This window comes from uncultured Streptococcus sp., from assembly GCF_938036805.1.
Lineage (GTDB): Bacteria > Bacillota > Bacilli > Lactobacillales > Streptococcaceae > Streptococcus.
This window is the reverse complement of record NZ_CALHWC010000156.1, coordinates 1-9,752: the sequence shown is the minus strand read 5'-3', so window position 1 is coordinate 9,752 and position 9,752 is coordinate 1. Positions and strand designations below refer to the sequence as shown.

Sequence of the window (9,752 nt, the reverse complement as noted above, 5' to 3'; positions counted from 1 at the left end):
TTTTAAGGGGAACCATTTATACTTTGGCTGCGGGGATTGCCTGGGGCTTATCGGGAACAAGTGGTCAATATCTGATGGAGCATGGTTTTTCGGCACTGAGCTTGACCAATGTGCGCTTGTTGCTAGCGGGTTTGGTCCTGATGATGTTGGCTTATGCGACAAATAAAGACTCTTTTAAAGAGATTTGGAAAGATAAGAGCTCTCTGCTACACATTTTAATTTTTGCGGTTCTAGGCTTATTCATCAATCAATATGCATATTTAGCGGCCATCCATGAGACAAATGCAGGTACGGCAACGGTTTTACAGTATCTCTGTCCTGTTGGTGTTTTGGCATACACTTGTATCAAAGACAGAGTAGCACCGACTGTGGTTCAAATTTGTTCAATGATTCTAGCCATAGGTGGGACCTTTCTGATTGCGACCCACGGTCAGGTCAATCAGCTCTCGATGACGCCAAAAGGCTTATGTTTAGGGATTTTCTCAGCCTTTACATACGCGCTATATATTCTTTTGCCGATTGAGCTCATTAAAAAGTGGGGAAGCATGCTGGTTATCGGGCTTGGCATGACCATTGCAGGTATCTTGCTCCTTCCTTTCAGCGGTATTTTCCAGCATCAGTGGCTATTCCGTTTGGATATCCTTCTAGCCCTGGTCGGCATCATTGTCATCGGAACAATCTTTGCTTACACCATCTTTTTGAAGGGAACAAGCTTGGTTGGCCCTGTCAAATCTAGTCTCTTAGCCTCGATTGAGCCAATTTCAGCGGTCTTCTTTGCCTTTGTCATTATGAATGAACGCTTTTATTTGCTTGATTTTATAGGTATGGGCATGATTTTGCTAGCTGTCCTGTTGATATCTGTCAAAGACCTAATCTTGGAAAAGAAAAAAGGTTTATTATAAGCAAGAAAGAATAAGGAAAGACCTAGCTCCATATAGAGCTAGGTCTTTCCTGTTTACTAATTCGGTTTATTCATCAATTTCTGAGCTGCCAAAGAATGCTTTATACAAAGCACGGATGGCCTCTTTTTCTTGGTTCTTATTGACAACAAACATGATGGAAACTTCACTGGAACCTTGTGACATCATTTGGATATTGATTTTGTTGTCAGAAAGAGCTCTAGTCGCAGTAGCAGTCACCCCGATATGACTCTTCATTTTTTCGCCGACAATCATAATAATAGAAAGGCCGTGCTCAATCTCTGCGAAGTCTACTTCTGCCTTTTGTACAAGCTGGCGTAGAATCTCTTCTTCTTTGATTGGAGTTAATTCACGTTCACGAAGAATGATGGAAAGATCATCGATTCCTGTTGGCATATGCTCCCAACCGATATTTAGATCTTCCAAAATCTGAAGTGCCTTTCGACCGAATCCAACTTCTCGGTTCATGAGATACTTGGACATGTTAATACTTACGAAGCCAGAATCACCAGCGATTCCTACAACAGGAGGATGATCTTCGCTATGTTTATGGACAATGCGCGTACCAGGGTGTTCTGGATTATTGGTATTTTTGATAACGAGTGGAATTTTTCCGCGATAGGCTGGAAGCAGGGCTTCATCGTGAAGGACAGTAAAACCTGCATAGGCTAATTCCCGCATTTCACGGTAAGTAAGCTCAGCGATAGAGCGTGGCTTATGAATAATCCCAGGGTGAGCAGCAAAGATGCCGTCCACATCAGTGAAGTTTTCATAGACGTCAGCTTTGACACCAGCTGCAATAATTGATCCTGTAATATCCGACCCGCCACGAGAAAAAGTACAGATCTGTCCATCTTGAGTGACACCAAAGAAGCCAGGAATGACAAGGACTTCATCGGAATGGATTAGTTCTTCTAATTTATCATAGCTTGAAGGAAGGATTCGAGCATTTCCTGGTTCGCTTGAAACCACTAGTCCAGCTTCTCTAGGATGGACGTAGCGAGCCGGAATGCCATTGTGGTTAAAGTAGGCTGCAATGAGCTTAGCATTGTTGTTTTCACCAGCTGCTAGGAAAGTATCGTAAAGAAATTCATTATTTTCAATTGGCAGAGTAGCTAGGGAGATGATGCTCTTAGAGATTTTTTCAATAATTGCAGATTTTAGACCTAGCTCAGAGACCATGTCTGCGTAGCGGTTGATGATCCAATTTTGCTCCTTGGAGACATCATTTCCTGCAATGTACTGGCGATAATACTTAATCAGGGCATCGGTGACTTTTGTATCCTGGTCATCTCTTTTTCCTGGTGCAGAAACGACAACGAAGCGACGCTCAGCGTCAGATTTTACGATATGTAAGACTTTTTCTAACTGTGAAGCAGAAGCGAGCGAACTTCCACCGAATTTAACAACTTTCATGGAGACTCCTAAACATAATTTAGGAAAATTATAACAAAATTCTGAAAATTTTGCAAATCTATCAGAAGCGCTTTTTCATCCAACTTTCTTTCCAAAAAAACAAGCAAAAAACGAATATAAAATCAAATTTTCCGGTTTTTGTTTTCTTTCTTACATCTTTTATGCTAGAATAAATATAATTTGACTATCAAATTATTTAATTATGAAATAAAATGACTGTAATTACCCAGTCTGGAATGGAGTTAGAATGACTTTTAATGGTATTCTTTATAAGGTAGTTGATGAAGTGGCAACTATTACCTTCAATCGTCCTGAAGTTTCAAATGGTTTCAATATTCCCATGTGTGAGGAGATTTTAGAAGCGATTGAGCTGGCCGCAAATGATGAGGCAGTGAAGTTTTTAGTGATCAATGCCAATGGGAAGGTGTTTTCTGTCGGTGGCGACCTAGCTGAGATGCAAAGAGCTGTCAGTGCTGACGATATTCAATCCTTGGTAAAAATTGCAGAGCTGGTCAATGATATTTCCTTTGCTATGAAACGGCTACCCAAGCCAGTTATTATGAGTGTGGATGGCCCTGTTGCTGGTGCAGCTGCCAATATGGTCGTGGCTGCAGATTTCTGCATTGCGACGGAAAAATCTCGCTTCATTCAAGCTTTTGTGGGAGTAGGCTTAGCGCCAGATGCTGGTGGACTTTATCTTCTGACTCGGGCAATTGGTGTGACTCGGGCAACCCATTTGGTTATGACTGGAGAGGCTCTGACCGCAGAGAAGGCCCTGGATTATGGCTTGCTCTATAAAGTCTGTGAAGCAGAAAAATTGGAAAAAACAACAGAACAGCTACTGAAGAAGCTAAAACGTGGCTCGCTGAATTCTTACAGAGCCATGAAAGAAATGGTCTGGAAGAGTCTCTTCAGCGGTTGGAAAGAATATGCGGAGTTGGAGTTATCTTTACAGAAGTCTCTTGCTTTCACTGAGGACTTCAAAGAAGGTGTCCAAGCTTATACTGAGAAGCGTCGTCCGCAATTTACAGGTAAGTAAGGATTTGTAGGATAAGAAAATTGTTTGAAAATCAAATAAATTTTCAAAAGGACTTGCAAATTATTTTGAGATCTGATAAAATTTGAATGTCAAAGTATTTATGAAGGAGGTGTTGGTTTGAATTATCAATTAGTCAATGATTATTTAACATCCATTTTTAATAATGTTTTGGTTATTGAAGAGTCCAGCCTCCGAGGCAGTCAATTTAAAGACGTCTCCATTAAAGAAATGCACACTATTGATGTTATTGGTAGCATGCCTAATGCGACTCCAAGCGATATTTCAAAGGAATTGTTAGTCACTTTGGGGACTGTCACAACCAGCTTGAATAACTTGGAGCGTAAAGGGTATATCGAGCGTCGCCGTTCATCCATTGACCGTCGTGTAGTTCATCTGAGTTTGACTAAGAAGGGGAGGCTCTTGTATCGTCTTCATAAACGATTCCACAATCGCATGGTCATGCAAGTAGTGGAAGGAATGTCCTCAGAAGAAAAAAATGCAATGCAAAAAGGTTTGCAGAACTTGTATAATTTTTTAGAGGAGTTGAAATAATGAACTATGCAAGAATTACTCAAGTAGCTCATTATGCTCCAGAGCAGATTGTCACAAATGATGATCTGGCTAAGATGATGGATACAAGTGATGAATGGATCTCAAGTCGAACAGGTATCAAACAGCGACATTTATCTCGGACTGAGTCAACAAGTGATTTAGCTACAAAGGTCGCTGAGCAATTGCTAGAAAAGGCTCAACTGTCTGCTGATCAGCTTGATTTTATCATTGTTGCGACGATCACTCCGGATTCTATGATGCCGTCAACCGCAGCTAGAGTGCAGGCCAATATTGGAGCTACCAAGGCTTTTGCTTTTGACTTGACGGCAGCTTGCAGTGGCTTTATCTTTGCCTTATCAACTGGAGAAAAGTTCATTTCCTCTGGTCGCTATCAAAGAGGTTTGGTCATCGGTAGCGAAACGCTTTCGAAGGTCGTTGATTGGTCGGATCGTGCGACATCAGTCTTATTTGGTGATGGGGCTGGGGGAGTCTTGCTTGAAGCGGCAGAAAAGCAGCATTTTTGGGCTGAAATCCAGTTTACTGATGGCTTGAGAGGTCAGAGTTTGACTTGTGGTGGACTTGGCTTGTCCTCTCCATTTTCGGAAAAGCAAGTTGATGATCGCTATTTGAAAATGGAAGGCCGAGCAATCTTTGATTTCGCTATTCGTGATGTGGCACAGTCTATCAAAAATACCATTGAAGAGAGTCCATTTTCAGTGGAGGAGCTTGATTATCTGCTCTTGCATCAAGCCAATATCCGAATTTTAGATAAAATGGCTAAGAAACTCGGAGTTTCTCGGGAAAAACTACCTGCTAATATGATGGAATATGGCAATACTAGTGCAGCTAGCATCCCGATTTTATTATCTGAGTGTGTCCAACAGGACTTGATTAAGCTGAACGGAGATCAGACTATTTTATTGTCAGGTTTCGGTGGAGGTTTGACATGGGGCACGCTTATTGTTACAATTTAGTTAATCATGTGGAAACACATAGATAAAAAATATATTTTTTAAAGGAGTCTATCCATGGCAGTATTTGAAAAAGTACAAGAAATTATCGTTGAGGAACTTGGTAAAGAGCCATCAGAAGTTACACTTGAGTCAACTTTCGATGATCTTGAAGCAGATTCATTGGATTTGTTCCAAGTAATTTCAGAAATCGAAGATGCATTTGACATCCAAATCGAAACTGAAGAAGGCTTGAAAACAGTTGGTGACTTGGTTGCTTACGTAGAAGAAAAAACAAAATAATAAAGATTTGAGAGTATCGCAAGATATTCTCTCTTGTTTAGGTAATAGTTTGACTGTCAAAGTAAAAAGTCTGCTATCTCGCAGCTTTAGCTCAAGCTATTACTTAAGCAATGATTAGAGGAAGGTATTATGCAAACACGAATTACAGAATTATTAGATATTAAATACCCTATTTTCCAAGGTGGTATGGCCTGGGTCGCAGATGGCGACTTGGCTGGTGCGGTTTCAAAGGCTGGTGGTCTTGGGATCATTGGTGGCGGAAATGCGCCTAAGGAAGTGGTGAAAGCCAATATTGACAAGATTAAGTCTTTGACCGATCGTCCTTTCGGTGTCAATATCATGCTTTTGTCGCCTTTTGTAGATGACATCGTGGACCTCGTCATTGAAGAGGGTGTAAAAGTGGTGACGACTGGTGCCGGCAATCCAAGTAAGTACATGGCTCGTTTCCACGAAGCAGGTATTACTGTGATTCCTGTTGTACCAAGTGTGGCTCTGGCTAAACGGATGGAAAAAATCGGAGCGGATGCCGTCATTGCTGAAGGGATGGAAGCCGGTGGTCACATCGGTAAGTTAACGACCATGACTTTGGTTCGTCAGGTCGTAGAAGCAGTCAGCATTCCAGTTATTGCAGCTGGTGGTATTGCGGATGGCTCTGGTGCTGCAGCTGGATTTATGCTGGGGGCAGAGGCTGTTCAGGTCGGAACTCGTTTTGTTGTTGCTAAGGAATCCAATGCCCACCAAAATTATAAAGATATGATCTTGAAGGCTCGTGATATTGATACGACAATCTCTGCTCAGCATTTCGGCCATGCGGTTCGTGCTATCAAGAATAAGCTGACGCGTGATTTCGAAAAAGCTGAAAAAGAAGCCTTCAAGCAAGAAACTCCAGATTTGACTGTTTTTGAAAATCTAGGTGCTGGTGCCTTGGCCAATGCGGTTGTTCGTGGCGATGTGGAAAATGGTTCGGTCATGTCTGGTCAGATTGCCGGCTTGATCAGCAAGGAAGAAACAGTCGAAGAAATCCTCAAGGATATCTATTATGGCGCTGCTGAAAAGATTCAGCAAGAAGCGAAACGTTGGGCAGGAGTTACTAGAAATGACTAAAACAGCCTTTCTCTTTGCCGGTCAGGGAGCCCAGTATCTGGGGATGGCTCGTGACCTCTATGAGCAGTATGATGTGGTCAAGTCGACCTTTGAGGAAGCTAGTCAGGTCCTGGGCTATGATGTTCGGGCGCTGATTGACCAAGATGAGGAGAAACTCAACCAAACTCGCTATACTCAGCCAGCAATTTTGACAACTTCTCTGGCTATTTATCGCCTGCTGGCTGAAAAAGGAATCCGTCCTGCTATGGTAGCCGGTCTTTCTCTGGGCGAATACTCTGCCTTGGTAGCTGCTGGTGCGCTGGACTTCAAAACAGCGGCAGCTCTAGTCGCAAAACGCGGAGCTTTTATGGAAGAAGCAGCTCCTGCTGGCTCTGGAAAGATGGTTGCGGTCCTGAATACGGACGTGGCTCTTATTGAGGAGGCCTGCCAGATAGCCAGTCAGCTGGGAGTAGTCTCTCCGGCCAACTACAACACCCCAGGGCAAATCGTCATCGGGGGAGATGTGGCAGCGGTGGATAAAGCGGTGGAATTACTCAAGGAAGCAGGTGTGAAACGCTTGATTCCGCTGAACGTTTCTGGCCCTTTCCATACAGCACTCTTGAAACCAGCTAGTGAGAAATTAGCTCAGGTCTTGGCTGAAACGGAATTTACTGAATTTCAGCTTCCACTAGTTGGCAATACAGAAGCGGATATTATGGAAGCTAGCAGAATTAAGGAATTGCTGACCCGTCAGGTCATGGAACCAGTTCGTTTCTATGACAGTATCGCTAAAATGCAGGAAGCTGGTGTAACAGAATTTATCGAGATTGGCCCAGGGAAAGTCCTGTCTGGCTTTATGAAGAAAATTGACAAATCAGCAGTTGTTCATTCTGTTGAAAGTGTAGAGACTTTGACAGCCCTACTAGAAAAATAATGGGGAATATCAATGGAATTAAAGAATAAAAATGTTTTTATTACTGGCTCTAGCCGTGGGATCGGTTTAGCCATTGCACATAAGTTTGCAAGTGCAGGTGCCAATATTGTCTTGAACGGTCGCGGTCAAATTTCAGATGACGTTTTAGCTGAGTTTGCTGGTTATCCGATCAAGGTCGTGGCTATTTCAGGTGATGTGTCTGATGGTACTGATGCCAAGCGAATGGTTGAGGAGGCGATTGCGGCTTTGGGTTCTGTAGACATCTTGGTCAACAATGCTGGAATTACCCGCGATAAGATTATGCTCAAGATGACAGAGGAAGACTTCGAGCAAGTGCTGAAGGTCAATCTGACTGGAGCCTTCAATATGACGCAAGCTGTCTTGAAACCAATGACCAAGGCTCGTCAGGGAGCAGTCATTAACCTATCAAGTGTTGTCGGTTTGACTGGTAATGTCGGTCAGGTCAACTATGCAGCCTCTAAAGCTGGCTTGATTGGATTTTCTAAGTCGGTTGCTCGTGAGGTAGCTGGGCGCAATATCCGTGTCAATGTGATTGCCCCAGGCTTTATCGAATCAGATATGACAGACGGGCTTTCTGAAAAAATCAAAGAAGCTTCTCTGGCTCAAATCCCAATGAAACGGTTCGGCAATACCGAAGAAGTGGCTGATGTCGCCTTGTTCTTGGCAGGACAGGAATATCTTACTGGTCAGGTCATCGCGATTGATGGCGGGCTGACCATGCAGTAAGTGCGATGCATTTGGATTTGACAGTTCACCAATTATCATAAAGGAGTTCACTATGAAACTAAATCGAGTTGTTGTAACAGGTTATGGCTTAACCTCTCCCATCGGAAATACACCAGAAGAATTTTGGAATAGTTTAAAAGAAGGTAAGATTGGAATTGGTCCCATTACCAAGTTTGATCACAGCGATTTTGCTGTTCATAATGCGGCAGAGGTTCAAGACTTTCCTTTTGATAAATACTTTATCAAGAAAGATACCAATCGTTTTGACAATTATTCCTTGTATTCCTTGTATGCAGCTCAAGAAGCGGTAACAAATGCTAATCTTGATGTAGAAGCAATCGATAAAGATCGCTTTGGTGTCATCGTGGCTTCTGGTATCGGTGGTATCAAGGAAATCGAAGATCAAGTTATCCGTTTGCATGAAAAAGGTCCAAAACGCGTTAAGCCAATGACTCTTCCAAAAGCTTTGCCCAATATGGCTTCAGGAAATGTGGCTATGCGCTTCGGAGCAAACGGGATTTGTAAATCAATCAATACAGCTTGTGCCTCTTCCAATGATGCTATTGGGGATGCCTTCCGCTCTATCAAGTTTGGTTTCCAAGATGTCATGTTAGTTGGTGGATCAGAAGCCTCTATCACTCCATTTGCCATTGCTGGTTTCCAAGCTCTGACAGCTCTTTCTACGACGGAAGATCCTACCCGCGCTTCCATTCCATTTGATAAAGACCGTAATGGCTTTGTCATGGGAGAAGGCTCTGGTATGCTGGTTCTTGAAAGTCTGGAGCATGCTGAAAAACGTGGAGCGACTATCTTGGCTGAAGTGGTTGGCTACGGTAATACTTGTGATGCTTACCATATGACTTCTCCACATCCAGAAGGTCAGGGTGCAATTAAAGCCATGAAATTGGCCCTTGAGGAAGCGGAAATTAGCCCGTCAGATGTAGCCTATATCAATGCTCACGGAACTTCAACTCCTGCTAATGAAAAAGGTGAAAGTGGTGCCATTGTAGCTGTTTTTGGTAAGGAAGTCCCTGTTTCATCCACCAAATCATTCACTGGTCACCTGCTGGGTGCAGCTGGTGCAGTTGAAGCGATTGCGACTATTGAAGCGATGCGCCACAGTTTTGTACCAAAAACAGCGGGCACAAAAGAAGTGTCAGATTACATTGAAGCAAATGTTGTATTTGGGGAAGGCAAGGAGCAAGAGATTCCTTATGCGATTTCCAATACATTTGGTTTTGGCGGCCACAATGCTGTTCTGGCATTCAAGCGTTGGGAGGGCTAGATGAATATCAATGAAATTAAAGACTTGATGGCTCAGTTTGACCAATCAAGCCTGCGTGAATTTTCTTATAAAAATCAAAGTGATGAATTGACTTTCAGCAAGAATGAAAGTTCTGCCGCAGTCGCAGCAACTCCATCAGTCAGTGCAGCTCCTGTTGTAGTTCCAGTGCAGCCAGCAAGTGCACCTGTATCTGAGACAGTTTCCCAAGCAGCTCCAACTGCAGCACCTGAGGTGGCTCCAGAGGCCCCGGCACCAGCTGCTGAGGGTGATGTTGTGGAAAGTCCCTTGGTTGGCGTGGCTTACTTAGCTGCAGGTCCAGATAAACCAGCTTTTGTCAGTGTAGGAGACCGAGTTAAAAAAGGTCAAACCCTGATGATTATTGAAGCCATGAAGGTCATGAATGAAGTGCCAGCACCGAAAGATGGTCTGATTACAGAAATTCTGGTTCAGAATGAAGAAATGGTTGAATTTGGGAAAGGGCTGGTACGCATCAAATGATTGATATCAATGCAATAAAAGAGGC

11 protein-coding genes are annotated in these 9,752 nt (G+C 43.2%); 10 read left to right on the top strand and 1 reads right to left on the bottom strand.

The window, feature by feature from the left end; translation table 11 throughout:
- Window positions 1-902, top strand: a 902-nt coding sequence (locus tag Q0191_RS06400) for a DMT family transporter (protein ID WP_297664873.1), incomplete at its 5' end; no start/stop codon positions are given.
- Window positions 903-968: 66 nt separating this feature from the next.
- Here the strand turns inward: Q0191_RS06400 and Q0191_RS06395 are convergent.
- Window positions 969-2,336, bottom strand: a complete 1,368-nt coding sequence (locus tag Q0191_RS06395) for an aspartate kinase (protein ID WP_297664870.1) — start codon at window positions 2,334-2,336, stop codon at window positions 969-971.
- A 247-nt stretch (window positions 2,337-2,583) separates the two neighbouring features.
- On the opposite strand from Q0191_RS06395, the gene Q0191_RS06390 reads away from it, so the two are divergent.
- The 9 genes from Q0191_RS06390 (at window position 2,584) to accB (ending at window position 9,727) form a co-directional block, all read left to right on the top strand.
- On the top strand, window positions 2,584-3,375 hold the full coding sequence (locus Q0191_RS06390) for an enoyl-CoA hydratase (protein ID WP_048763491.1): 792 nt from the start codon (window positions 2,584-2,586) through the stop codon (window positions 3,373-3,375).
- 117 nt (window positions 3,376-3,492) lie between these two features.
- Window positions 3,493-3,927, top strand: coding sequence for a MarR family winged helix-turn-helix transcriptional regulator (locus Q0191_RS06385; RefSeq protein ID WP_148886997.1), 435 nt, complete (start codon window positions 3,493-3,495; stop codon window positions 3,925-3,927).
- On the top strand, window positions 3,927-4,901 hold the full coding sequence (locus Q0191_RS06380) for a beta-ketoacyl-ACP synthase III (RefSeq protein WP_297664865.1): 975 nt from the start codon (window positions 3,927-3,929) through the stop codon (window positions 4,899-4,901). The genes Q0191_RS06385 and Q0191_RS06380 overlap by 1 nt, the downstream gene beginning before the upstream one ends.
- Window positions 4,902-4,955: 54 nt before the next feature.
- Window positions 4,956-5,180, top strand: coding sequence for an acyl carrier protein (locus Q0191_RS06375; RefSeq protein WP_005591706.1), 225 nt, complete (start codon window positions 4,956-4,958; stop codon window positions 5,178-5,180).
- 129 nt (window positions 5,181-5,309) lie between these two features.
- The gene (gene fabK / locus Q0191_RS06370; RefSeq protein WP_297664862.1) at window positions 5,310-6,284 is read left to right on the top strand and encodes an enoyl-[acyl-carrier-protein] reductase FabK; all 975 of its coding nucleotides are present in this window, start codon (window positions 5,310-5,312) and stop codon (window positions 6,282-6,284) included.
- Entirely contained in the window at window positions 6,277-7,197 is a 921-nt protein-coding gene (fabD, locus tag Q0191_RS06365; RefSeq protein WP_297664860.1) for an ACP S-malonyltransferase, read from the top strand. The genes fabK and fabD overlap by 8 nt, the downstream gene beginning before the upstream one ends.
- A 12-nt stretch (window positions 7,198-7,209) precedes the next feature.
- Window positions 7,210-7,944, top strand: a complete 735-nt coding sequence (gene fabG / locus Q0191_RS06360; protein WP_297664858.1) for a 3-oxoacyl-[acyl-carrier-protein] reductase — start codon at window positions 7,210-7,212, stop codon at window positions 7,942-7,944.
- Between the two features lie 52 nt (window positions 7,945-7,996).
- On the top strand, window positions 7,997-9,229 hold the full coding sequence (gene fabF, locus Q0191_RS06355) for a beta-ketoacyl-ACP synthase II (RefSeq protein ID WP_297664856.1): 1,233 nt from the start codon (window positions 7,997-7,999) through the stop codon (window positions 9,227-9,229).
- On the top strand, window positions 9,230-9,727 hold the full coding sequence (gene accB, locus Q0191_RS06350; RefSeq protein WP_297664854.1) for an acetyl-CoA carboxylase biotin carboxyl carrier protein: 498 nt from the start codon (window positions 9,230-9,232) through the stop codon (window positions 9,725-9,727).
- Window positions 9,728-9,752: the final 25 nt, after the last annotated feature.

Excerpts from the sequence above, each read along its gene's own strand:
- fabD (WP_297664860.1), top strand. The coding sequence starts at position 6,277 with ATGACTAAAACAGCCTTTCTCTTTGCCGGTCAGGGAGCCCAGTATCTG.
- fabK (WP_297664862.1), top strand. The coding sequence starts at position 5,310 with ATGCAAACACGAATTACAGAATTATTAGATATTAAATACCCTATTTTC.
- accB (WP_297664854.1), top strand. The coding sequence starts at position 9,230 with ATGAATATCAATGAAATTAAAGACTTGATGGCTCAGTTTGACCAATCA.
- Q0191_RS06375 (WP_005591706.1), top strand. The coding sequence starts at position 4,956 with ATGGCAGTATTTGAAAAAGTACAAGAAATTATCGTTGAGGAACTTGGT.
- Q0191_RS06390 (WP_048763491.1), top strand. The coding sequence starts at position 2,584 with ATGACTTTTAATGGTATTCTTTATAAGGTAGTTGATGAAGTGGCAACT.
- fabF (WP_297664856.1), top strand. The coding sequence starts at position 7,997 with ATGAAACTAAATCGAGTTGTTGTAACAGGTTATGGCTTAACCTCTCCC.
- fabG (WP_297664858.1), top strand. The coding sequence starts at position 7,210 with ATGGAATTAAAGAATAAAAATGTTTTTATTACTGGCTCTAGCCGTGGG.
- Q0191_RS06395 (WP_297664870.1), bottom strand. The coding sequence starts at position 2,336 with ATGAAAGTTGTTAAATTCGGTGGAAGTTCGCTCGCTTCTGCTTCACAG.
- Q0191_RS06380 (WP_297664865.1), top strand. The coding sequence starts at position 3,927 with ATGAACTATGCAAGAATTACTCAAGTAGCTCATTATGCTCCAGAGCAG.